The following is a 25,387-nucleotide window of genomic DNA, read 5'->3' as shown; positions in this document are numbered from 1 at the left end:
CGATAGCTATCTTTTTGGGAAAAGAGGATTCAAGAAAAGGCTGAATTATGATAAAATTAAAGGCGGTTTATTTTGGTTAGTTCTATATTATGGCACGGTAATTCAGCAAGAGAAGCGGGGAGTTTGTAGCATGACAAATTTACTTCAGAGCGTATTACTGTGGTTATTGTACATTTCATCGTTTTACGCCTTTATTCCGAGTTTAGTTAGCAGACTTTTTGGTTTTCGTGTGTTCAGGCGCGGGAGAAGTGAGACGGAATTTTCCCTAACCTTCGATGATGGGCCAGATCCGGAATATACGCCCAGGTTACTTGATTTACTACGTCAGCATGATGCGAAGGCAACGTTCTTTGTAGTCGGGGAGCACGCAGCCCGTCATCCCGAGCTCATTCAGCGCATACATGAGGAAGGTCATCTCATCGGTATTCATAATTATATTCACAAAACCAATTGGCTAATGCGGCCGCGTACAGTTAAGGATCAGATTCAACGAACAGGTCAGATTATTCAGGAGGTTACGGGGGTAAGAACTTGTTATTATCGTCCACCATGGGGCATTATGAATCTGTTTGATTTTTTCAGTAAAAAAGATCGCCGGATTATTCTTTGGTCGTCCATGTTTGAGGACTGGAGAAGTAGTGTGGGCGTTGAGAAATTGACAGAACGAATGTTGAAGGAGCTAAGGGGCGGAGAGGTCATGTTACTGCATGATCGAGGGACTACCCTCGGCGCTGATGCACACGCGCCGGAGCAGATGCTCCAGGCGCTCGAAGTCGTATTGCAGGAGGCAAACAGGCAGCAGTTGCACAGTGTACGCATCGATACGTTGATGGGAGGCGTTACGGTGAGCGAACCTAAAAGTACAAGTCAACCACAAACACATTTATCACCTTGGAAACGGATGGTTGTTGTGTTATGGCTAGGCTGGGAGAAGTTGTTTCATTGGGTATACCATTTGCATACAGCGTCACCGGAGGACCCATTGCTGCATTACCGCTCCCGCGTATATCATGGAGCATTGGTTGAAATGAATGACGGTCATGTGATTCGTAACGGAGATCCGGTTATTGAACTTCATTTTGATAATAAAAAACTTTTCGATCTAGGTATGACTTCACGCTCAAGTATGCATCTGGCCATTCGCATGATTCGGGCCATGGAACAGCAACTTCCTGATTTGGCGCGGCAGGTCGCACTTGAACCTGAACTTCGTTCAGCCAAGGCTCTATACGGTGTGAGCATGATTAACCGAGGACCGGAGAAATTCGGGTTTACGGTTCGGGAGTTGGCTCCTGGGCCGTTCAGTTCTGCATCCAAAGTGTATCTGAAACTTCTGCTAAGCGTAATTCATCCGGCAGGAACGAAACGTCTGAAGCAGCGATCGGAACAATTGGTTCCAAAAATGATTGCCATGCCGCTTGACGTGTTGCTGGATCGATATGGTCAGCACGCACTGGTAGCTGCAACGGCGGAACAGTCCTCTGAGGAATTGTTGGTTCCTGAACAGGATCTTGTACCTGAACGAAACTAATCACGAAATGAATAAAGAAAAGGGTTGCCCTTCGCCGAAGTCGGCTGAAGAGCAACCCTTTATTTATGTTTCCGATAAAGAAATTCACCAGATATCTTACACTTGAATTAGATACTCAGTACGCCGCCGTTGCTTGCATTCGTTACGAGTTTGGAATAACGAGCGAGGTAACCGGTTTTTACTTTCGGTTCAAAGCCTTTCCAACCTGCGCGACGACGTTCGAATTCTTCGTCACTGATATGCAATTCGATGATGCGGTTGTTCAGATCAAGTTCAATGATGTCTCCTTCTTCAACAAAAGCGATTGGACCGCCTTCAGCAGCTTCTGGAGAGATATGTCCGATACTGATTCCGCGGGATGCGCCAGAGAAACGTCCATCGGTGATCAGTCCGACTTTGGCACCCAGACCCATACCTACGATCTGGGAAGTAGGAGCCAGCATCTCAGGCATACCTGGTCCGCCTTTTGGTCCTTCATAACGGATAACGACAACATGTCCTTCTTTTACTTTGCCGTTAGCGATGCCTTCGAGCGCTTGCTCCTGGGAGTCAAAGCAAATAGCAGGACCTTTGTGGTATCCACCAACCGAAGCGTCAACAGCACCAACCTTGATGATGGCGCCTTGCGGTGCAAGGTTACCAAACAATACAGCCAGTCCGCCTTTTTCCGAATGAGGATTATCCAGATGGTGAATGACATTGGTATCCTGGATTTCTTGTCCTTCAACGTTCTCACGGATCGTTTTACCCGTTACAGTAATACAGTCACCGTGAATTGCACCTGGTTTCTTGAGCAATTCGTTCAGAACTGCACTTACGCCACCAGCATTGTGTACGTCTTCGATATGAAGATCGGAAGCAGGTGCAAGTTTCGCCAAATGAGGAACGCGGTTAGCAACTTCATTGATACGCTCGATTGGATACTCGATGCCTGCTTCATGAGCCAGTGCCAACGTATGAAGTACGGTATTTGTAGATCCGCCCATAGCCATATCCAGTGCAAAAGCATTGTCGATGGCTTCTACAGTAACGATATCGCGTGGTTTCAGATCCATTTTGATGAGTTCCATCAGTTGTTTTGCGGATTGTTTAACAAATTCACGACGCTCAGGAGCAACAGCCAGGATGGTTCCGTTGCCTGGCATAGCCAGTCCCATCGCTTCAGCCAGACAGTTCATGGAGTTCGCAGTGAACATACCGGAGCATGATCCACATGTTGGACAGCCGAACTGTTCAAGTTCAAGCAAGCTCTTATCATCGATTTTACCAGCTTGATAAGCACCTACGCCTTCAAATACGGAGGTCAGGGACAGAGCTTTACCATTGCTGTCACGACCTGCCATCATTGGACCGCCGCTGACAAACACGGTAGGGATATTACAGCGAAGTGCACCCATCATCATACCGGGTGTGATTTTATCGCAGTTCGGGATACATACCATGCCGTCGAACCAGTGTGCAGATACAACAGTTTCCACGGAATCCGCGATAATGTCACGGCTTGGCAGCGAGTAACGCATACCAATGTGTCCCATGGCAATTCCGTCGTCAACTCCGATGGTGTTGAATTCGAATGGAACGCCACCGGCTTCACGAATAGCTTCCTTTACAATTTTACCGAATTCCTGCAGGTGAACATGGCCGGGCACGATATCGATGTAAGAGTTACATACGGCAATAAATGGTTTGCCAAAGTCCTCTTCTTTAACGCCCGCTGCGCGGAGCAAACTGCGGTGCGGTGCACGGTCAAAACCTTTTTTGATCATATCGGAACGCATCTTCTTGGCTGACATGGTGTATTTCCCCCCAAATTTATAATATTGAGCAACATGAATGGAAATATAAATGGCAGTGCATCTGTCGTTTAATTTCATCCGTACTCTAAAAAAATAGACCAGTGATACTGGTTTCGAGCTTCCCGTAGTTTGTGAAGTTCTTTGCTGCTTTAAACCCGTGAACAACCCGGTTTTTCTATAGAGTCTATCACAACCGTCGTCATATTTCTACAATTCAATAGAAAGAAGCTTCAATCCATTAGTGGAATGAAGCTTTCTTGATTTGATGCACTGCATCAGGTGATCTTTTACCGCTACCCATGGGTAGCGGCTAACTGCTCCCGCCTTTGCGACCAATCTCCCGATAGAATTCTTTATTATGAGTTTCGGAAGTTGCTTCTCCACCCTTGCGTCCAATTTCCTTATAGAACTGAGAATCGTGCGCATCTGAAGTCGCTTCTCCACCTTTTTTACCTATCATTTGGTAGAAGCTCCGATCATGCTTTTTGGAGGTGGCCTTGCCACCTAATCTACCCGCTTCCTCGCGACTCATTTTGTGTTCAGACGTCTGTGGACGTGCCATTACAAATCACTCCTTATATCATAAGTAGATTGTTGTAGCGCGTATTCCTACTTACCACAACATTTCCAGCCTGAAACAAGTCGATTTCAATGGAAAGGAGCAGGATTTTAGTTCATCTGAACCAGGATGCTGAACGTTTTAATACCCCTTGACGATTGAAGTGAACGCGGGAAATATCGGGCTCAATAAGAGGCCGAAAGGCATGACGGACGGCTGGATGAGCCAGCGTTATAGCGAACAGTAACGCAATGGAGATAATCACCGGAATGTACAAGCTGGTCTCCATATAATTGTAAACCCCGGACCAGATCGCCAGGCGAACGAGAAATCCATGTAAAAGGAACACATAAAGAGTACGTCGTCCCAGATCAGTCAATCTGGATGTTAATGAAGGGACCCAGGCGAGAAATAATGCTCCCGATCCGATTTCAAGTACATAGATTCCGAGTCGATAAATTCCTGCAAACCACTCATGATGTCCAAGCTCTGCGTAAGTCATGCTACCCAGTAACCAGCCTGATGCAATGTTGAGTCCGCCCAGTCCGATCCAACCAAGAAGAGCAGCAGACAACATAGCGGCAATTCTACGACCCCAGCCGGATCGCAAACGGGAGCGGATAGACGCTCCGTAGTCATACCCAATAACAAAGAAAGGTAGAAATACAAACGTTCTGCTGAAGCTCAGCCAGAAACCGTCAATGGGTAAATATCCGGCACATACTCCCAGCATGACGGCACCGAGTAGTCTGTGTATCGGTTTCCAGGAGAGTGTAAGACGAATCAATAGCCGCCAGCAGAAATGACTTGCCAGAAACCAGAGCAATAAATAAGGTGCAAAGAAAGACAAACGCATATGCGGTGTGTGGAATACGGTGAAATCCATTAATGCATACAAAGACTGAAACAGAAGGTATTGTAATGCAATCTGTTTAAGCACATTACGGCCAGATGTACCTTTGAGTGAATGTCTGGCAAAGTAGCCGGTTACCCATACAAACAGCGGCATGTGAAACGTATATATCCACTGAAACAGAGCCTCTGCTCCAGCAAAACGCGTAATGATTGGCTCGAGAGCATTGCCCGCTAGTACACAGACAATGAGCATAAAGCGCAAGTTGTAAAAAAAGGAATCCTGATCGTCGTGAATGATGGTCGGTTTGTTCATGTTGTAGCCCCCCTGATAACTCTTGGCGATTGCAATCTGGCTCTGTAATAAGGGTAATATGGATGTGCAACATTCATTGTGATATATTTCACATTGGTAAGCGTTATCCTTTCTCAAAGCTGTGACAACAAAATGAACGCTCCGGGATTGACAACGGTTGCATAGAGGCTGACAATGGGGAAAGAAGATGAGAAATTGTAAATATAAGGAGGGGAGAATTCATGTCGACGAATACCCGCCCTAGCCCTGAAATTGTTACGTTTGGCGAAAGCATGGGTTTGCTGACAGCAAAGGATACAAGAGGTCTCGAATATGCAGCGACATTAGACAAATCATTTGGCGGCGCAGAGAGTAATCTGGCGATTGGTGTATCCCGACTAGGGCATACCAGCGGCTGGTTTGGCCGCCTGGGTAATGATCCGATGGGTAACATGATCATGAAGGCTATTCGTGGTGAAGGTGTGGATGTATCCAGAGCAAGGATGAGCGACAAAGAGCCAACCGGTTTGATGATTCGTGAGAACGCTTCCGGGAAAGCTTCGGTGCACTATTATAGGAAGCTATCCGCTGCAAGTGCGATTACTCCTGAAGACCTGGACACCGATTATATTGCGGGTGCGCAAATCCTTCACGTTACAGGCATCACCGCAGCAATAAGCGCGTCGGGACTTGCTACTGTTGAAGCTGCTATACATATAGCCAAGCAGGCTGGTGTGAAAGTGAGTTTTGATCCGAATTTGCGTCTTAAACTGTGGTCAGCTGAAGAAGCGCGTCCTGTACTGCTTCGTCTGGCTGAGCAAGCGGATTATTTCTTGCCGGGTCTGGATGAGATGAAACTTCTGTATAACGAAGAAGATGATCAAAAAGTACTTGAGCGTTTGTCCGCCATGAATGCAGTCTGTATCGTGAAGGGCGGTCCTGATTTGACCTACGTATTGGTGAATGGTACCCTAACGGAAGTTCCGTACTTCAAGGCAGATCATGTCCTGGATACGGTCGGGGCAGGAGATGGATTCTGTGCGGGCTTTTTGTCCGGCCTTATTAAAGGATATTCTCCACAGGAGGCGACCCGTCTCGGGAACTTGACCGGTTCCATGGTTATACAGGCTGTTGGCGATTGGGAGGCGCTCCCGACGTGGGAGCAGGTCGAGGCCAAGCTGAACAATGTAGCTCATGTTGAGCGCTAGTCGCTGCTGATATCATATATGTCTCATCTTCGTTCATTAATGTAAGGCTTGTAATAGACAACCACATTGACAAGGGAGAGAATGAAATGAAGAAGCTTCAGCTACTGCAAAAAATAACGGACAGTGGGGTTGTTGCGGTTCTGCGTGCAGATTCTGCTGATCAGGTTATCGCCATGGCCGAGCAAGCCATCGCGGGTGGTATCAAGATTATCGAGATTACGATGACGGTGCCTAGTGCCCTCAAAGCCATCGAGAAATTAAGCCGTGTATACCATTGGAACACACAAGATCCAGAGAAATTTGCCATTATTGGAGCTGGAACAGTGCTTGAACCCCAGACAGCGCGTGCCGCGATTATGTCAGGTGCCGAGTTTGTTGTGGGTCCTTCCCTGAACCCGGACACTGTGAAAATCTGCAACCTGTACCGGATTCCGATTCTTCCAGGGGTGATGACCATTGCGGATGTACAACGTGCATTGGAACTTGGCGTGGATATTGTGAAGTTGTTCCCGGGTAATCTCTACGATCCGTCCATCATCAAAACGATGAAGGGACCTATGCCACAAGCGAATTTCATGCCGACCGGTGGGGTTTCCTTGTCCAATCTGGGTGACTGGATCAAGGGAGGCGCCGTTGCTGTAGGTATTGGCTCGGACCTTACAGCGGAAGCAGTGAAGACGGGGGACTTGAGTCATGTTCGCCGCAAAGCGGAACAATATATGGATGCTTACCGCAAGGCCAAGGCTGAATAGCGATGAATGATGGAGAAGGGGAGCCTCAGGAATGAAGGCTCCCGTTCTGCAAGCCGCGGCACCTGCGGAAGTGCAGAAAGGTGATGAACGTTGAGAAACCGATATAATACAGGGCGCAAGAAGAGGGGCATCGGGAAATTCCTGCTCGTTCTTCTGGCGCTCATTGTCATTGGATGTGGGTTTGTGGCCTGGAAGCTGTTTACGCCTTATGGACCACAGGAGATGGCTCAGACAGCCATGGAAACTGCAAATCAGGTGACTGTAACTGAAAAAGACAACTGGATTGATTTTGTGCCGGAAAAATCTGCTGGGGTGAGTGTTATTTTTTATCCAGGTGGATTGGTTAAACCGGAAAGTTATGCACCTCTTGCCCATGAACTTGCGGCAGCAGGACATCATACCATTATTGCGAAAATGCCGGTTAATCTGGCGGTAATTAAGCAGAATCTCGCAGATGATATTATTAAAGCCTATCCGGATGAACAATTTGTTATGGGAGGGCATTCTCTTGGTGGGTCGATGGCGGCACGTTATGCGGCTTCCCATCCAGATGCACTTCAGGGCATCTTTTTCCTCGCATCCTATCCGGATGAAAAAGGCAGTGTGAAGTCACTGGGAATACCAGCGTTATCCATACTGGGTACTAATGATGAAGTGGTGAATGCCACAAAGTATCAGAATGGTCGGGCATATTTGCCAGAAGATACGGTGTATTACACCATTGAAGGTGGTAACCATTCGCAGTTTGGTGACTATGGCCACCAGAGCGGTGACGGCGAAGCTGGGGTCAGTGAAGAGGAACAACTGTCCCAAACGGTTAAAACGACTGTGGGCTGGCTGGATACAATCAAGTAAGCTGCCAGTTCAACGGTGAATGGTACCAATCCATAGCAGACGGGAACTGGAGGTGATACGTATGTCCATGCTTCAAATCCGTGGTAAGCAAGTTACCTGCCGAGGCATTCTATTTGATAAGGATGGAACGCTGTTGGATTTCTTACAGCTATGGGGGCCGTGGGCAGAGTCTTTGCTGAATCAGTTGGAATCACAACTGTCAGAGCTTGGGGCCTCGTTCACGGTGGAGCGTGAGCAAGTTCTAGGTACGGTCCGCAACCGTGAAGGTCAACTGATCGGATATGATCTTCAAGGGCCATTGGCTATTGCCACGGTGGACGAGAGCAACGGTTTGCTTGCTGGGCAGTTGTATGCAGCAGGCATGCCATGGAATGAAGCAATCACTACGATCCGCCGTTTTTCCAGTGTCGCCATGGGTGAGGTAAGGCAGAGAAAAAGGGCTGAACCGCTACCTGGATTAAATGCATTTTTGCAGCGTTGCCAGGAAGCATCTATTCCCATGGCAGTTGTCACTTCGGACAGCACAGCTGCTTCCGAGGAACATATGGAGTGGATGGGAATACGGTCGTATTTTACATCGATTGTTGGCAGTGACCGGGTGACTCGGGGCAAACCGGATGGAGAGGCTGCGGTTCTGGCTTGCCGGGAGTTACATATTCTTCCTGAGGAAGCTGTTGTGATCGGTGACAGCAATGGGGATATGCAGATGGGACGTAACGCAGGAGTGTCCTGTAGGATTGGTTTCTGTCCAGAAGTCGAGGGAAGCCACTATTTATATGACGCCGATGTCATTATCCAAAATTATGATGAGTTAAAAATCATCTCTGAACGTTCCTCACAGGGTGATCTCGTAAAGGAGGAGAGAGGATGAACGCAACGGAACAACTGGCTGCCTGGATTAAGGAAAGTTCAAATATTGTTTTTTTCGGAGGGGCCGGAACTTCAACGGAAAGCGGGATTCCCGACTTCCGCTCTGCCGCTGGTTTGTACCAGACAGAACAGCATTCACCTTATCCCCCGGAAGAGCTGCTGAGCAGGCATTTTTTTGATCAGCATGCTGATATTTTTTATGATTTTTATCGAGGCAAAATGCTTCATCCCGATGCGGTGCCCAACGGCTGCCATCGACTGCTCGCCAGATTGGAGCAGGAAGGAAAACTTCAGGCGGTTATCACGCAAAATATCGACGGGTTGCACCAGAAGGCTGGCAGCAGCAATGTTCTGGAGCTTCATGGTTCGATCCATCGAAATGCTTGTATGGATTGCAAGAGGTTTTATGGGTTGGATGATATTATTACGGCAAAAGATACGGTTCCTCGTTGCACTGCCTGTGGTGGCGTGATCAAGCCGGATGTCGTGCTGTATGAAGAGGAGCTGGACCAGACGATATTATATCGTTCGGTTGACGCACTGTCTTCGGCGGATTTGTTGCTGGTAGGTGGAACTTCACTAACCGTGTATCCTGCCGCACAATTGATTACGTATTTTCAAGGGAAACACACGGTCTTGCTTAACGCTACACCTACGGCTTACGACAGGCAGGCTGATTTGCTGATTACTGACCCTATTGGTGAGGTAATGAATAAGGTGGACCAGCTTCTTGGTTAAACGTAAGTCAACATTGTCCGAATAACCGCATTCTCCGGCATACGGACCGGGTACAAGAGGCGGAACCTGGGGAAAGAAGGGATTCATGATGGTCTACGTAGCCAGCGATGCACGCTACGAAACAATGAAATACAACCGCGTTGGACGTTCAGGTTTGAAACTGCCAGCGATTTCACTTGGGTTATGGCATAATTTTGGTGGCATTAATAATGCGGAGAACGGCCGAAATATGATTACCCGTTCGTTTGATCTGGGCATTACGCATTTTGACCTTGCCAACAATTATGGTCCGCCGGCAGGTTCGGCAGAGCAGTTATTCGGTCAGGTACTGGCACAGGATCTGAAGCCATATCGAGATGAACTCGTCATCTCCACCAAAGCCGGGTACTATATGTGGCCTGGACCTTACGGTGAATGGGGTTCTCGTAAAAACCTGGTTTCCAGTCTCAATCAGAGCTTGAAGCGCATGGGTCTCGATTACGTAGACATCTTTTATTCTCATCGTTATGATCCCGAAACACCTTTGGAAGAAACGATGATGGCGCTGGACCATATTGTTCGTTCCGGCAAAGCATTGTATGTCGGCATCTCCAATTATCCTGCAGAACAGACGAAGCAGGCGGCCGAGATTCTCAAAGGCCTGGGTACACCTCTGTTGATTCATCAACCCAAATATTCAATGTTGGATCGCTGGATTGAGGATGGGCTGCAGGATGTGCTTGATGACTATGGAACAGGCAGCATCGCTTTTTGTCCATTGGCACAAGGTGTGCTCACCAACAAATATCTGAACGGTATTCCTGAAGATTCACGTGCCAAAGGCCCGTCTGTATTTCTGAATGAAAACAACATCTCTCCAGAGACATTGCGCAAAGTGCGTGCGCTGAACCAGATTGCAGCATCACGTGGTCAGAGTCTGGCCCAGTTTGCGCTCGCTTGGGTATTGCGTGATGGCAAGGTAACTTCTGCACTGATTGGTGCAAGTCGTCCTTCGCAGATTGAAGAGAATGTGGCTGCTCTCAGCCAGTTGGAATTCTCCTCAGAGGAATTGGAGCGTATTGAATCGATTCTTCGTCCGGAACAGGATCATAAATAAAGTTCAAAAGGTGCATCTTAGCCATAATGGCGGGATGCACCTTTTTTGTCTTTTATTATTTATGCAGACCTACGGGATAGAAGATCCTACTTTTGATTACAGGGTTATCGCTGGTTCGGTGGTACTTGGCGTGTCGCTTGATGCAAGGGCCTGTTAAGAATGTTCTCCCGGTACAGACTAGGGGCTTCCCCATGGAATCGCTTGAACTGTTTGGAGAAATACAGCGCATCTGGCAAGCCCACGGAGGCCGATACCTGTTCGATGGACAGATCCGGACGTTCCCGCAGCAGCTGGCGCGATTTGTCGATCCGCAGTTTAAGTAGGTAGGTAACTGGTGATAGTCCGGTTTCCTGTTTGAAAATGCGGGACAGGTACGCACGGTTATAGCCAAGACTGGCCGACATTTGCTCAATCGAGACAGGGTAGGCATATTGGGTAGACATGAATTGAATCATCTGTTTTACAGTTCGTCGTATTGAAGATTCACCTGGTATTAAGGTTTGACCCTGAGAGAGGTGATTTTGTGCCTCGGCTAGAATCATATATAACGTACCCAGCGATGTAAAATGAGAGCTTTCTTTCCGCTCGGCAAAAGCCGTCTGCATCACGGATAACCAGTCGGAAATACCACAGGAAGGTCCGGCATGAAAGACGGATTTCTCCGGACGGAAGCCTGCTTCCTCTGTATGCTTCGCAGCCTGGCTGCCGGTAAAGGCTATCCAGCGGTATTGCCAGGGATGCCGGGCATGGGATTGGTAGCTCACCAGCTGCCCCGGATGAATGAGGAAACAATCACCTGCGGATAGTTCGTAGGTATGTAGTTCGGTGCGGAACGTACCGGCCCCTTTTTCTACATAGTGCAATAGATAATAATCGTATAGCTTCGGTCCAAGGGCGTGACCGGGAAGGGTCTGGCTTGCCCCTGCAAAGAGGACATGCAATGCCCCTTTTTCATAATAAACGGGATTGGAGGAAACCGAGTAACTGAGTGCTCCGCTTTTGCCCGAGGTTTCCGGATTGTGTTTTATCGGTTGATCTGCTGGACCTTCCATACGTTGTTCAGTCATGATGACATTCCTTTCCTTCCTTGATGTTCCATTCATTATACGTCGAAAGGTCACATTTATCCATATGGAACACACATGGTTTCATTTCAAGGGGGACCGCTTTCTTGTATAATAACATTAAGGAAACCAACAACATTGAGATGAGGTGCAGCAGCAATGAACATAAATGAATTGAAACAAAAGTTTATTGACAAGTACGGAGAGAGTGGAGCGGACATCCGTGTGTTCCATGCCCCTGGGCGGGTGAATCTGATCGGTGAGCACATTGACTATAACGGTGGATACGTGCTTCCGGCAGCGCTTGAATTCGGTACCACTTTGATTATCCGTGAGCGTGAGGACAACAAGTTGCAGTTGGCTTCCACGAATATGTCCTATGAAGGAACGCTGGATACGTCCTCGATTGGCAAGGAGAAAACAGGGGAATGGACGGATTACCCGGTAGGCGTCATGGTTGAACTGCAAGGCAAAGGCGTAAAAGTAACTAAAGGGTATGACTTCCTCTATCATGGAGAAATTCCGAACGGCGCAGGACTTTCCTCTTCCGCATCACTGGAGGTTCTTACCGGGTTTGCCATCCAGTCGCTCGAAGGTGTGAATGATATTGATACGGTTCAACTGGCGCTGCTGTCCCAAAAGGCAGAGAACGAATTCGTCGGCGTCAACTGCGGCATCATGGATCAGTTCGCTGTAGCCAATGGTGCAGAGGATCATGCGATCCTGCTGATGTGTGACACTCTTGAATATGAAAAAGTACCATTCCGTACCGGCGCCTACAAGCTGGTTATTGGTAACACGAACAAACGTCGGGGGTTGGTGGACTCAGCTTACAACGAACGTCGCTCTCAGTGTGAGCAGGCACTTGCCATTTTGAAAGAACAACTGCCTGCGCTGAACTATCTGGCGCAACTTACACCTGAACAATTCGTTACACTGCAGGATCACATCAAGGATGAGAAGGTAAGACAGCGTGCCCAGCACGTCGTGGAGGAGAATGCACGTGTACTTGCATCGGTGGATGCACTGCGTGATAACGATCTGGAAACCTTCGGCAAGCTCATGAATGCTTCTCATGAATCGCTTCGTTATCTATATGAAGTGAGCTGCGAAGAACTGGACGTGATGGTTGAAGAGGCTCAACGTATTCCAGGCACTCTGGGTGCTCGGATGACTGGTGCGGGATTCGGTGGATGTACGGTATCTCTTGTGCATGAAGACGATGTAGAGCGTTTTGTAAGCGAAGTTGGAGTTGCATATGAAGCACGTACCAGTCTCAAAGGCGAGTTCTATGTATGCGGAGTAGGCGACGGCGTTAAAGAATTGAAGGAGGCGAAGTAAGATGGCGATTTTGGTGACAGGTGGAGCAGGATATATTGGTTCTCATACGGTAGCGGCTTTGTTGGAGCGTGGCGAAGAGGTAGTTGTACTGGATAATTTGCAGACAGGGCATCGTGAAGCTCTGCTGGGCGGAAAATTGTATGAAGGTGATCTGCGTGACAAGGAACTTCTGGCGAAGCTGTTCGCTGAGAATTCCATTGATGCAGTCATCCACTTTGCAGCTAACTCACTAGTTGGCGAGAGTATGAAAGACCCCGTTAAATACTATGACAACAATGTGTTTGGCACATTGTGTCTGCTGGAAGCGATGAATGCAGCGAATGTACGTCGCATCGTCTTCTCTTCCACGGCTGCTACTTACGGCGAGCCGGAGAAAGTGCCGATTGAAGAGAGCGACCGCACAGAGCCTACGAACGTATATGGTGAAACCAAGCTGATGATGGAACGCATGATGTCCTGGTTCGATAAAGTACAGGAAGTCAAATACGTCTCCCTGCGTTACTTCAATGCAGCCGGAGCCCATGATAGCGGCAAAATTGGTGAAGATCACCAACCGGAGAGCCATCTTATTCCACTCGTACTGCAAACGGCGTTAAAACAACGTCCACACATCGCCGTGTTCGGTGACGACTACGCGACGGAAGACGGAACCTGTGTACGTGATTACATCCACGTAAGTGATCTGGCGGATGCGCATCTGCGGGCTGTAGACTATCTCCGTAAAGGTGAGAACAGCAACGTGTTCAACCTGGGCAACGGTCAGGGCTTCTCTGTTAAACAGGTTATTGAGACGGCTAAGAAAGTAACCGGACTGGAAATTCCGGTTGTACAGGAACCACGTCGTGCGGGTGATCCGGCTGTGCTGGTGGCATCGTCTGCCAAAGCAAGATCCGTACTGGGCTGGAACCCGAAATGGACGAATCTAGAAGATGTCATTCAAAGCGCATGGAGCTGGCATCAGTCTCACCCTGACGGCTACGGAAAAAACTAGGAGGCGAACATCGATATGTCACAGACTCATATTGCAGCAGATGCCACAGAGCGGACACCGGAGCAGCAGGAAGCACTGCATGCCATTGAACGTCTGGTAGCATTTTCCTTGCAGAACAAACTGATTGAAGAAGCGGATCGGGATTACAGCCGTAATCTGCTGCTGGAACAGTTCGGGTTCTCCGAGCCGTATGCTGGAGTTTTGAACGAGACGGTGTTGGACGGACCCCAACCATTGTTGGATACGCTGATTGATTACGGATTTGAGATTGGACTTATCCCTGAAAATACCGATACGTACCGTGATTTGCTCGATGCGAAAATTATGGGTCAATTAATGGCCCGTCCATCCGAGGTGGTGCGCGCATTCCGTCATACAGAGCAGACCGAAGGCATTGAAGCGGCTACCTCCAAATTTTATGAACTTTCGATTCATTCCAACTACATTCGGATGGACCGCATCTCCAAGAATGTGTATTGGACACAGGATACAGCTTATGGAGACATGGAGATTACTATCAACCTGTCCAAGCCGGAGAAGAGTCCGAAGGAAATCGCGATGGCAAAGCTGCTTCCGCCTCCGGTGTATCCGAAATGCCAACTCTGTCGTGAAAATGTGGGCTATGCCGGTCGGGTCAACCACCCGGCTCGTCAAAACCTGCGTGTCATTCCATTGGAATTGAACGGCGAACCTTGGTTCTTCCAATACTCGCCATACGTGTACTACAACGAGCACTGCATTATTTTCCATCACGATCATGTGCCGATGAAATTGACCAAAGATACGCTGCGCAGGCTGCTGGCCTTCGTGGGGGAGTATCCGCATTACTTTATCGGTTCCAATGCCGATCTGCCCATCGTTGGCGGCTCCATCCTGACTCATGACCATTTTCAGGGTGGACGTCATACCTTTGCCATTCAAAATGCGAAGCCAGAGGCGGTATTCCGCCACGCTGGTTCACCAGGACTTACGCTCAGTCTTGTGAAATGGCCAATGTCCGTATTGCGCTTGGCATCACAAGATCCGGCTGAGTTGCTCGAAGCAGGGAATGCCGTTTATGAAGCGTGGAAGGTGTACAGCGATTCTACGGTGGAGATCGAGGCATTCAGTGAGGTTGACGGAGAACAAATTCCACACAATACAGTGACTCCAATCGTTCGTCGCAGTGCAGACGGAGGATATGAGATGGACCTCGTCCTGCGGAACAATCGTACGAATGATGAACATCCCGAAGGGATTTTCCACCCGCACCGCGAAATGCATCATCTGAAGAAGGAGAACATTGGACTCATCGAAGTGATGGGGCTTGCAATCCTGCCAGGTCGTTTGAAAGAAGAGCTGGACAGCATCGCGGATATTCTCGTTGGGGATACCAAACTTGCCGAGGCGGCCAAAGCTTCCGAACATGTGTTGAACAAACATCTGGGTTGGGCGGAGGAATTGATCGAACGTTTTGGTCCTAACCTGGACAAAGAACAAGCCGTTGCCATTGTACAGCAGGAAGTGGGCTTGAAATTTGCCGAGATTCTGGAGCATGCAGGTGTCTACAAATATGATGAAGCAGGGCGCCAAGCTTTCCGTCGTTTTGTAAGCAGCATGGGATACACCGAATAAACATGTATAACGAGGAACACCAGCCCATACATGGGCTGGTGTTTTTGGCATATGAACTGTAACGGTGTCGTGGGCGAGACCTTAGTTTTACTGCTTACTGTATTACAGAATAACATCAGGAAGTTATATCTGTTGAAGCACGCATGACTCTATTATAATGATGGAAGGAAGCACGTAATATGGGGAAATAATAGCTTAGAGAGGATGGACATCTGTGTTGGACATACGAATGATTCCCAAAATCCAGCTTCCTCGCCAAACGGCAGGAGCCGTGGAAAGAGACAGATTGGATCAGATATTTCTGAAACATCTTCCGGGGGCTAGGGTGACCATAGTTCGTGCGCCCGCGGGTTATGGCAAAACGACAGCGTTAACCCAGTGGCTCCGGCAGAGCCAAGGGCAAGTGGCCTGGTTAAGCGTAGATACGCTTGATAATGATCCAATCCGTTACTGGACGTACATGTTGCAGGCTGTCTCCATTGCTTGTGATACAGCTGCATTTGACACGCTTCCTCCCCTGTTCCACAGTCAGGACGGCTCAATGCAACCGTTTTGGATCGATGCTTTTATAGAGGAGCTTCAATGCCTCGTAAGTCCTGTACATATTGCCATTGATGATTATCATTGTATCGACAATCCTGCCATTCACCGGATGATGATCCAATGGATCGAGAACCTTCCAGAGCATGTTCATCTCTATCTCACCACCCGTAGCACAGTTCCTTTGCCAGTGGCGAAGTGGCATGTCAAGCAATGGGTACGGGAATACGATGCGGATTATTTGCGTTTTACACCAGAGGAAGCGCGGCAATTGTTTGCTATGAAACATGGATCGCTTCCTCTGGATGAGCGGCTGGAGTTTATCATTGATCAGAACGAAGGTTGGGTAGCGGGACTGATCCTGTCCAGCCTGGCGTTGGAAAAAGAAAATCTGACAGGAGAACACACGGTCCAGCCACTGGTTCACGAATTTCTGTGGGAGGAATTGATTCAGAATCTCCCTGTGGAAACGCAGACATTTCTCCTACGAACGTCGTTGCTGAATGAACTAGAGCCGTCGTTTTGTAACCAGCTGACACAGCGATCGGACAGCTATAAGTTGCTGGAAGAGTTGGAACGCAAGGGGCTGTTCACCACACGACTTCATTTCTCGAAACCTCTATACCGATATCATCAACTGTTTATACAAACGTTGCGTGCAGAACTTGTCAAACGGTGCTCCGAGGAGGAGTTTATGAGCATTGTGCGGGAGACGGCTGAATACAGGTACGATGTAGGCGACTACATATATGCGATTGACCTTGCTCTGGAGCATGGGTTGTGTGAAAAAGCAGATCTTTGGATGATGGAGCAGCTGGTGGAGCTACATGTTTCAGGCCAAACTTTTACGTTTATGCGCTGGCTCAGCCAGCTTCGCAGCCAACATTACCAAGCTCCGCACGAGATGCTCGTTATGGGCTTTCTGGCAGCAATCTCCGCTTCAGATGAAAGGCTTGCCACGTCCCTGATGATTGAGCTTGAGGTTCGTGAGCAGGCAGAGGCATGGCTGGATCAGGAGCAGTATGCAGCTATTGCTCACATCTACGAGAGTGCCAAGGCGTATGCGATTGTGGCGGTGGGCGGAGACTTGGGACAGGTAGAGGAGATCATGCGAAAGCAGTTGGCCAAGGGACATACACCTTCCCGCTGGGATAACGTAGCTCTGCCCTATAACGTCTATGAGTACCGACTCATGCGAACCAGCATCGGGTCGAAGGGGAAGTTGCCGAAGATGCAGGCTGGTGGGGCGGTTATCAAGCTGTTTCGGGAGACGGCGCTGCAATCGGCCAACGCGACAACGTTCAGCTACGGCGTCGCTGCCGAGTCATTGTACGAGCGTAATTTGATCGAGTACGTTGAGAAAGAGCTGGATCAGGCTCTGGATTATGGTCATCAATATAACGAACCGGGTTTGTTTATCCCCATGTATCTATTAAAGGCCAAACTGCACATTTTGCGTGATCAGACCATTTCAGCGCTTGCGATGCTGGAACAAGTCATGGAGAAGGTAGAAGGAAAACATTGGTTAACGATCCTTCGGATAATGAAAGCTCACTGCCATATCGTGGCTGGTGATTATGCATTGGCGGAACGCGAGCTTGATGCTACCGTATCCAAGCAACCGCTGTGGATGCTTACCAAAGCACGTCTGTTATTGTCATTGAAGCAGTATGATGAAGCACTGACCATATTGGTGCATGTGAAAATGAAGGCTAGTCAGGATGAACAAATAGCGACTATGATGGAGGCAATGGTCCTTGAGTCCCTTGTGCAGTATCAGGCAGGTCAGTCAGAGATTGCATTGAATATATTCCACGAAGCGTTGGTGTTAGGCAGCGAGTATTATTATATTCGTACGATTCTGGATGAAATAGGGATGGTTTCTTTAGCGCGAAGCTATTTTAAATCTAGTCCATTCATGGCGAAGTGGAAATCTATACCTGTCGATTATTTTGAGTATCTGTGGAGATGTCTTGAGACATACCCTAAATCGAATTCTTTGCTTACCTCCCGTGAACAAGAAGTGTTTGATCTGTTGAAAGAGGGAAAATCGAATCGTGAAATCGCGGAACAGTTACATCTGTCCGCAGGAACTATCCGGGTATATTTATCGAACATATATAGTAAGCTTGGCGTCCATTCCAGAGCCAAAGCGATGCTGCTTAAGACGGACTGATATGGAAGACGTTGGTTTGGTTCCCAAACAGTGAAATGTTCCGTGCATACTTGCAAATCAACGGGTTGATATAAAGTGAGTGGCTATCGATTTGTTTTTGTATAATCGGGGTACTATAATGGGAGTTGCACTAAAATATGAATCTCCATTGGAGGCGACATAGATATGAGATCTTTTCAATTTTATAATCCAACCCGATTGATTTTCGGTAAGGGTCAGCTTGAAGCGCTGAAAACCGAAGTGCCGAAATACGGCAAACGGGTTCTGCTTGTATATGGTGGCGGTAGTATTAAACGCAGCGGTTTGTACGATCAGGTGATCGGATTGCTGAAGGAAGTTGGAGCTGAAGTTACGGAGCTGGCTGGTGTAGAACCGAACCCGCGTCTTTCGACTGTGCACAAAGGGGTAGACCTTTGCAAAACGAACAACGTTGACCTGATCCTCGCTGTAGGCGGCGGCAGTGTACTGGACTGTGCCAAAGCGATTGCGGTAGGTGCCAAGTATGATGGCGACATGTGGGACTTTGCTCAGCGCAAAGCCGTTGCACAAGATGCTCTTCCACTCGGTACCGTGCTGACAATGGCTGCAACTGGCTCGGAAATGAACGCCGGTTCGGTTATCACCAATCAGGATACACAGGAGAAGTTGGGCTGGGGCAGCGCGTATTCGTTCCCTGCGTTCTCGATCCTTGATCCGGTAAATACATATACCGTTCCTCTGGACCAAACGGTTTATGGCATGGTTGATATGATGTCCCATGTACTGGAGCATTACTTCCATCTGGATGCCAACACACCGGTTCAACTCGGATTCTGTGAGACGATTCTGCGCACAGTTATGGATGCAGCCCCTCGTCTGGTTGATGACCTGGAGAACTATGAACTGCGTGAAACTATTCTGTATTGCGGAACGATGGCATTGAACGGCGTACTGAACATGGGTCTCGCTGGTGACTGGGCTACTCACAATATCGAACACGCGGTATCCGCAGTGTATGATATTCCGCATGGGGGAGGGCTCGCGATTCTCTTCCCGCATTGGATGAAGCATAATGTGGACGTAAATGTGGATCGTTTCAAACGTCTGGCGATCAATGTGTTCGAAGTTAACCCTGAAGGTAAATCGGACAAACAGATTGCTGAAGAAGGCATCGAAGCTTTGAGCCAATTCTGGACATCCATTGGTGCGCCTAATCGTCTGGCTGATTATGATATCGATGACAGCCAGATCGAAGTTATGGCTGACAAAGCCATGCTCTTCGGCCCATTTGGTAACTTCAAAAAATTGCAACGTGAAGACGTTGTATCTATCTACAAGGCTTCTCTGTAAAAACAAAACATAAAGACACAGCAATGTGTTCTGGCACCGCAAGTCTCCTTATAACGGAGATTTGCGGTTTTTTGTTGTGAATAAGAGCGAATCGGAGAATGTTCCAGGAACTAGACCATATTGCGATGAGAATAACCATTATCGGGTCTTGAATACAAATGAGGAAAGATTTTGAAACATTTTGCCATTTGCTACGTATTTATTTACATGAGGAATGCCCAGTTAGGATGGAATTGCGGCAGAAGAGAGGAGGAACGGGGAATGGAGTCAATCTATTGGGGGTGTCTAATCGGAGGAGCCATATTTGCGGTCGTCAGCCTTGTGCTAGGTGACTTGATTGACGGCTTGTTAGACGGGGCCTTTGAATTGCCTGGCCTTGATTTTTTCAAACCTGTTGTGCTGGCAGGTTCCATTACAACCTTTGGCGGGGCTGGCATTATGCTAACACGTTATAGCTCTGTGAGTGCAATGTCGGCACTGATACTATCCCTGCTTATAGGTATTGCTGCAGCCATGCTGGTATTCTTTGCATATATCAAACCAATGCGTAACAGTGACGTTTCCATTGCGTTTTCCATGAAAGAGCTATCCGGGAAAATTGGAGAAATCACCATTCCGGTACCGGAAAAAGGTTTTGGTGAAGTCATGATCAAGATTGCTGCCGGTAATACGGTGCACACGGCATCCAGCTTTGAACATCGTCCCATTGCGGCGGGAGCGCGTGTTGTAGTTGTGGATGTAACCGAAGGTGTGCTGCGTGTGTCGGAATGGGATGAAGATATATTTAAAGATGTTTAAGGAAGTTTAACCGTTAGCAGTGTAAGCACTCATGTATGAATAAGGGGAGAGATGTGGAATGAATAATCTGGATATGGATGTGTTGTTAGTTCCTGCAATAGTTGTCGGTGTTATTCTGATTCTTGGTTTGGCGTTCTGGGCGAGGTACAAGACGGTTGGGCCGGATGAAGCCATGATCGTTACGGGTTCATTCCTTGGAAGTAAAAATATTTCCGACGATGACTCCGGACGCAAAATTAAAATTGTTCGTGGAGGCGGCGCATTTATCTTACCAGTATTCCAGCAGTCAGAGTTTATCTCGCTGTTGTCCCATAAGCTGGACGTTTCCACACCGGAAGTATACACGGAACAAGGCGTACCGGTCATTGCCGATGGTGTCGCCATTATCAAGGTCGGAAGCTCAATAGAAGACGTAGCTACTGCAGCCGAGCAATTTATCGGTAAGCCAGTAGAATCGTTAAGAAGCGAAGCACAGGAAGTTCTGGAAGGGCATTTGCGGGCCATCCTCGGAACGATGACGGTGGAAGAAGTATACCGTAACCGCGATCGCTTCGCGCAAGAGGTTCAAGGTGTAGCTGCCAGGGATCTGAAAAAAATGGGACTGCAAATTGTCTCCTTTACGATCAAAGATGTTCGTGACAAACAAGGCTATCTGGATGCCCTCGGTAAACCGAGGATAGCAGCCGTCAAGCGGGACGCCGAAATTGCGGAAGCGGAAGCGATGCGGGATGCACGTATTCAGAAGGCCAATGCAGAAGAGCAAGGGCAAAAAGCCGAGCTGCTGCGTGATACGAATATCGCTGAAGCTGCAAAAGAGAAGGAACTGAAAGTAGCGACGTTTAAGCGTGATCAAGATACAGCTAAAGCGGAAGCCGATCAGGCATACCACATCCACGAAGCGCGTGCGAGACAAACCGTGGTGGAAGAAGAGATGAAGGTTGAACTTGTTCGGAAAGAACGTGAGATTGATCTGCAAGAGAAAGAAATTATCGTACGTGAGAAGCAGTATGATGCTGAAGTGAAGAAAAAGGCAGAAGCGGATCGTTATGCGGTGGAGCAGGCTGCCGAAGCGGATAAAGCCAAAAGAATGCGTGAAGCCGATGCGGTACAGTACTCCATCGAAACGCATGCGAAAGCTACTGCCGAGCAGAAGCGTCTTGAAGGTCAAGCGATGGCGGATGCTGAACGCGCCAAAGGTACAGCGGATGCAGAGGTTATTCGTCTCCGGGGTCTGGCGGAAGCAGAAGCAAAGGAAAAACTGGCCGAGGCGTTCCAAAAGTTCGGCGAAGCTGCTGTGCTCGATATCATCGTCAAAATGCTGCCTGAACTTGCTGGTAAAATTGCGGAGCCTATCTCTGCGATTGATAAGTTGACCGTTGTGGACACAGGTAAAGGTGAAGGCGCCACTCGTGTAAGCAATTATGTAACTGAGCTCATGGCGACGGCTCCTGAGATGCTCAAGAGCGTCTCCGGCATTGATGTGGAGCAGTTAATTAAAGGTCTCACCAAGTCTAAAACACCAGCACCGGTTGCTATTCAACAGAGCGAGCCTGTAACTACCCCATCTATAATCGACAAGATTGTGCAAAAAGCTGGAGTTGACGAGTAAGACAACGAATTATAAAGCATTCATGCTCTATTGACCTTAAGGCGAATTTTTGTTACTTTTTAAGCAAGACGTCCGGCGCGGATTTCCCGCTCCCGGATGTCTTTTCTTTCTTACTAGGGTGTGACTGAATCACACCTAAGATGGTGTGAAAAAGAGGTGCAAACATTGAGTAGCCTGCAAGTAGCCAAAGCGCTAAATAATAATGTAATTATTGCACAGCATCCTGAACATGGAGAAGTTGTCGTGATTGGTAAAGGCATCGGCTTCAATCGGAAAACGAATGATATTATTCCACTGATGGCTGTGGAGAAGATGTTCATTTTGAGAAACCAACAGGAGCAAGAGCAGTATAAACAGCTTCTTCCACAAGTGGATGAAGCATTGATCGAAATTATTAACGAAGTCATTACGTATATCGCAGATCATACGGACGTTCCTTTAAACGAACATATTCATATCGCATTGACCGATCATATTGCTTTTGCGTTAAAACGGAAAGAACAAGGGATTGTCATACAGAATCCTTTTCTATATGAAACCCGTGAAATTTATCCTGACGAATATCGCATGGGTGAATATGCGGTTCGTTTGATTAAAGAAAAATTGGGTGTCGATCTGGGAATGGATGAAATCGGTTTTATTGCGCTACACATCTACAGTGCCATGACCAACCAAAATATTTCTCAAGTTCGCGAGCATTCCCAACTGATTACCGATTTGGTGAGCCTGGTGTCCACCCAACTGGATTATTCGTTTGAGACGGAGTCACTGGATTATTCCCGGTTACTGACCCATCTTCGATTTGCCTTGGAGCGCGTCCGTCGGGGAGACAAGGTGGAAGAACTCCATAAATTGGATTCGCTGTTGAAGTTGGAGTATCCTGAAATGTACTCGCTTGCATGGAAGCTGACCAAGGTGATGGAAAAAAGATTGAATCTTCCTGTATATCCTGCTGAAGTAGGGTATCTGACCATTCATTTGCAGCGCCTGAATCAAAGGAAAGAAGAAGAGAACAAGTGAAATTTTTCCACAGGTGGAATTTCAATTTGAAAATTTTCTTGTAAAGGCTTGCACTGATTATGAAGTGGTGCTACAATGATTTCCGTAATCAAGCAACTGAATAAACACAAACGACGTGTTACTGATTCGATCAGGCATGAGTTATCTAGAGCGTGATTGTTCTTACCTTTACCGGGTATGCTATACCCGAAGGTTTGACCAATTTGCTTTATTAACTCGTGCCTTTTTTGTTTTCCCTTGCTTGCATCACAACATAACAATTTAAATGAAAGGGTGGATATGACGCAATGTTTAAAAAGCTTTTTGGTGTATTGCAAAGAGTAGGTAAAGCTCTTATGCTACCTGTAGCAATCTTGCCAGCGGCAGGTTTATTGCTAGGGATCGGTAACATGCTTGTGAATCCGGATTTTCTGCAATATGCTACAGTGCTAGATACCCCATGGGTGAGCTCAATCGCGACGATTATGATGAATGCGGGTCAGATCGTATTTGATAATCTGGCATTGCTGTTCGCAGTCGGTGTAGCCGTAGGGCTAGCCGGAGGCGAAGGTGTCGCAGGTCTTGCGGCCATCATCGGTTACTTGGTCATGAACGTGACTCTGGGTACAGCTGTTGGTGTTACGCCAGCCATGATCGGTGAAGTACCAGGTTATGCCAGCATCTTGGGTATCCCTACATTGAGTACGGGCGTGTTCGGAGGTATTATCATAGGTATTACCGCCGCGCTATGTTACAATCGATTTTTCAAAATCGAACTGCCGTCTTACCTCGGTTTCTTTGCAGGTAAACGCTTTGTCCCGATTATCACTTCAGTCGTTTCCCTCTTAATCGGGTTACTTCTGGTGATCATCTGGCCTCCAATTCAAAATGGGCTGAATGCTGTATCTCACTTCATGGTAGATACAAGTCCGACGTTATCGGCGTTCATTTTCGGAGTGGTAGAACGGTCACTTATTCCGTTCGGTCTGCATCACATTTTCTACTCACCGTTCTGGTTTGAGTTCGGTGAATATGTGAACAAAGCTGGAGATGTCATTCGTGGAGACCAGCAAATCTTCTTCAATCAACTGCGTGATGGTGTGAACCTTACAGCGGGGACGTTCCAAGTCGGTAAATTCCCGTTCATGATGTTCGGTTTGCCAGCTGCGGCGCTTGCGATGTACCATGAAGCAAGACCGGAGCACAAAAAGTATGTTGCAGGGATCATGGGATCAGCTGCGCTGACTTCGTTCCTTACAGGGATTACAGAGCCGCTTGAGTTCTCATTCCTGTTTGTAGCGCCAATCCTGTTTGCAGTACACTGTATCTTTGCAGGTTTGTCTTTCATGACGATGCAAATTCTTGGAGTCAAAATTGGGATGACGTTCTCCGGTGGATTCATTGACTTCTTGATCTTCGGGATCATTCCGAATCGTACGCCTTGGTGGGATGTTATTATCGTAGGTTTGATTCTTGCAGTGATTTACTATTTCGGTTTCCGATTCATCATTCGCAAATTCAATCTGAAAACACCAGGACGTGAAGAGGCAACTCCTGATACAGCTTCCGGCGGCGGAGGTTCAGGTTCAACGGATGATCTGCCTCATAACATTCTTGCAGCATTCGGCGGCCAAGAGAATATCAAACATCTGGATGCCTGCATTACTCGTTTGCGGATTGAAGTAAATGAGAAATCTAGCGTAAATAAAGATCGTTTGAAACAATTGGGTGCATCTGGCGTACTTGAAGTGGGTAATAATGTACAGGCCATCTTCGGTACACGTTCAGATACGATTAAATCCCAAATGCAGGATATCATTGCAGGACGGACACCGGCACCAGCTCCAGCAGCTGTGGATAAGCCAGCTCCTGAACAGGAGAAGGCGCAAGGTGAAGAAGGCGAACGTATTATTGCAGAGGACATCGTAATGCCTGTAAACGGCGAGTTGATGGACATCACAAACGTTCCTGATCCGGTCTTTGCCGAGAAAATGACAGGTGACGGCTTTGCTGTTCTGCCTCATGATGGCAAGATTACTTCTCCTGTATATGGTAAGGTGTTTAACGTGTTTCCAAGCAAACATGCCGTGGGCATTATGTCTGACGGAGGCAAGGAAGTGCTTGTTCATATAGGTGTCAACACGGTGAAGCTGAAAGGTCAGGGCTTTAACGTGCTCGTGCAGGAAGGAGACCTGGTATCTGCAGGACAGCCGATTATGGAAGTGGATCTGGAGTATGTGAAAGCTAATGCTCCGTCGATCATCTCTCCGGTCATTTTCACCAATCTGCCGGAAGGCTCAACAGTTACGCTCAAGAAGAGTGGAGTACTGAAAATTGGCGATCAGCCAATCATTGAGATAAAATAAGAAGTGTT

19 protein-coding genes and 1 pseudogene are annotated in these 25,387 nt (G+C 47.8%); 16 read left to right on the top strand and 4 right to left on the bottom strand.

Features of this window, described 5'->3' with window-relative positions; translation table 11 throughout:
- Positions 1–130 precede the first annotated feature (130 nt).
- Complete coding sequence (locus tag AC3ITG_RS25285) at positions 131–1,531, top strand: polysaccharide deacetylase family protein (RefSeq protein ID WP_489251725.1); 1,401 nt, start codon at positions 131–133, stop codon at positions 1,529–1,531.
- A gap of 107 nt (positions 1,532–1,638) precedes the next feature.
- Here the strand turns inward: AC3ITG_RS25285 and ilvD are convergent, their stop codons facing one another.
- The 3 genes and pseudogenes from ilvD to AC3ITG_RS25270 all read right to left on the bottom strand — a co-directional run bounded on the left by ilvD (position 1,639) and on the right by AC3ITG_RS25270 (position 5,054).
- Positions 1,639–3,324: a dihydroxy-acid dehydratase gene (ilvD, locus tag AC3ITG_RS25280; RefSeq protein ID WP_064635868.1), complete on the bottom strand. Its 1,686-nt coding sequence runs from the start codon at positions 3,322–3,324 to the stop codon at positions 1,639–1,641.
- A gap of 316 nt (positions 3,325–3,640) precedes the next feature.
- Positions 3,641–3,889 (bottom strand): annotated as a pseudogene (locus AC3ITG_RS25275) (KGG domain-containing protein); the annotation flags it as partial.
- 112 nt (positions 3,890–4,001) lie between these two features.
- Positions 4,002–5,054 carry an acyltransferase family protein gene (locus tag AC3ITG_RS25270; RefSeq protein WP_489251724.1) on the bottom strand — a complete coding sequence of 351 codons (1,053 nt, stop codon included), beginning with the start codon at positions 5,052–5,054 and terminating at the stop codon, positions 4,002–4,004.
- Positions 5,055–5,275: 221 nt separating this feature from the next.
- On the opposite strand from AC3ITG_RS25270, the gene AC3ITG_RS25265 reads away from it, so the two are divergent.
- From AC3ITG_RS25265 to mgrA, 6 genes are all read left to right on the top strand, one after another.
- The gene (locus tag AC3ITG_RS25265) at positions 5,276–6,241 is read left to right on the top strand and encodes a sugar kinase (RefSeq protein ID WP_413373106.1); all 966 of its coding nucleotides are present in this window, start codon (positions 5,276–5,278) and stop codon (positions 6,239–6,241) included.
- 86 nt (positions 6,242–6,327) lie between these two features.
- Positions 6,328–6,993, top strand: a complete 666-nt coding sequence (locus AC3ITG_RS25260; RefSeq protein WP_063566860.1) for a bifunctional 2-keto-4-hydroxyglutarate aldolase/2-keto-3-deoxy-6-phosphogluconate aldolase — start codon at positions 6,328–6,330, stop codon at positions 6,991–6,993.
- Positions 6,994–7,083: 90 nt separating this feature from the next.
- Positions 7,084–7,848 (top strand): alpha/beta fold hydrolase, encoded by a 765-nt coding sequence (locus tag AC3ITG_RS25255; RefSeq protein WP_413373105.1) that lies wholly within the window; start codon positions 7,084–7,086, stop codon positions 7,846–7,848.
- Positions 7,849–7,909: 61 nt separating this feature from the next.
- Positions 7,910–8,719, top strand: a complete 810-nt coding sequence (locus AC3ITG_RS25250) for an HAD family hydrolase (RefSeq protein ID WP_489251723.1) — start codon at positions 7,910–7,912, stop codon at positions 8,717–8,719.
- Complete coding sequence (locus tag AC3ITG_RS25245) at positions 8,716–9,456, top strand: NAD-dependent protein deacylase (RefSeq protein ID WP_489251722.1); 741 nt, start codon at positions 8,716–8,718, stop codon at positions 9,454–9,456. The genes AC3ITG_RS25250 and AC3ITG_RS25245 overlap by 4 nt, the downstream gene beginning before the upstream one ends.
- An 88-nt stretch (positions 9,457–9,544) precedes the next feature.
- Positions 9,545–10,552 (top strand): L-glyceraldehyde 3-phosphate reductase, encoded by a 1,008-nt coding sequence (mgrA, locus tag AC3ITG_RS25240; protein WP_489254531.1) that lies wholly within the window; start codon positions 9,545–9,547, stop codon positions 10,550–10,552.
- Positions 10,553–10,656: 104 nt separating this feature from the next.
- Here the strand turns inward: mgrA and AC3ITG_RS25235 are convergent, their stop codons facing one another.
- A complete protein-coding gene (locus tag AC3ITG_RS25235; RefSeq protein ID WP_489251721.1) occupies positions 10,657–11,619 on the bottom strand; it encodes an AraC family transcriptional regulator in 963 nt (320 codons plus the stop codon).
- A 156-nt stretch (positions 11,620–11,775) separates the two neighbouring features.
- On the opposite strand from AC3ITG_RS25235, the gene AC3ITG_RS25230 reads away from it, so the two are divergent.
- From AC3ITG_RS25230 to ptsG, 9 genes are all read left to right on the top strand, one after another.
- Positions 11,776–12,957 carry a galactokinase gene (locus tag AC3ITG_RS25230; protein WP_489251720.1) on the top strand — a complete coding sequence of 394 codons (1,182 nt, stop codon included), beginning with the start codon at positions 11,776–11,778 and terminating at the stop codon, positions 12,955–12,957.
- A 1-nt stretch (position 12,958) separates the two neighbouring features.
- Entirely contained in the window at positions 12,959–13,948 is a 990-nt protein-coding gene (gene galE / locus AC3ITG_RS25225) for a UDP-glucose 4-epimerase GalE (RefSeq protein WP_489251719.1), read from the top strand.
- Positions 13,949–13,963: 15 nt separating this feature from the next.
- The gene (locus tag AC3ITG_RS25220; protein ID WP_413373094.1) at positions 13,964–15,562 is read left to right on the top strand and encodes a UDP-glucose--hexose-1-phosphate uridylyltransferase; all 1,599 of its coding nucleotides are present in this window, start codon (positions 13,964–13,966) and stop codon (positions 15,560–15,562) included.
- 214 nt (positions 15,563–15,776) lie between these two features.
- Positions 15,777–18,278: a winged helix-turn-helix domain-containing protein gene (locus AC3ITG_RS25215; protein ID WP_489251718.1), complete on the top strand. Its 2,502-nt coding sequence runs from the start codon at positions 15,777–15,779 to the stop codon at positions 18,276–18,278.
- 165 nt (positions 18,279–18,443) lie between these two features.
- Entirely contained in the window at positions 18,444–19,607 is a 1,164-nt protein-coding gene (locus AC3ITG_RS25210; RefSeq protein WP_489251717.1) for an iron-containing alcohol dehydrogenase, read from the top strand.
- A 261-nt stretch (positions 19,608–19,868) separates the two neighbouring features.
- A complete protein-coding gene (locus tag AC3ITG_RS25205; RefSeq protein ID WP_489251716.1) occupies positions 19,869–20,405 on the top strand; it encodes an NfeD family membrane protein in 537 nt (178 codons plus the stop codon).
- A gap of 58 nt (positions 20,406–20,463) precedes the next feature.
- The gene (floT, locus tag AC3ITG_RS25200) at positions 20,464–22,014 is read left to right on the top strand and encodes a flotillin lipid rafts scaffold protein FloT (protein WP_489251715.1); all 1,551 of its coding nucleotides are present in this window, start codon (positions 20,464–20,466) and stop codon (positions 22,012–22,014) included.
- Between the two features lie 165 nt (positions 22,015–22,179).
- Positions 22,180–23,034 (top strand): glucose PTS transporter transcription antiterminator GlcT, encoded by an 855-nt coding sequence (gene glcT / locus AC3ITG_RS25195; RefSeq protein ID WP_413373088.1) that lies wholly within the window; start codon positions 22,180–22,182, stop codon positions 23,032–23,034.
- Positions 23,035–23,321: 287 nt separating this feature from the next.
- Entirely contained in the window at positions 23,322–25,379 is a 2,058-nt protein-coding gene (gene ptsG, locus AC3ITG_RS25190) for a glucose-specific PTS transporter subunit IIBC (protein ID WP_489251714.1), read from the top strand.
- The last annotated feature ends 8 nt before the right edge of the window (positions 25,380–25,387 follow it).

Source organism: Paenibacillus sp. GL_099_B (genome assembly GCF_057835695.1).
The sequence above is the reverse complement of the archived record's forward strand: the minus strand, read 5'-3'. Positions and strand labels throughout refer to the sequence as shown.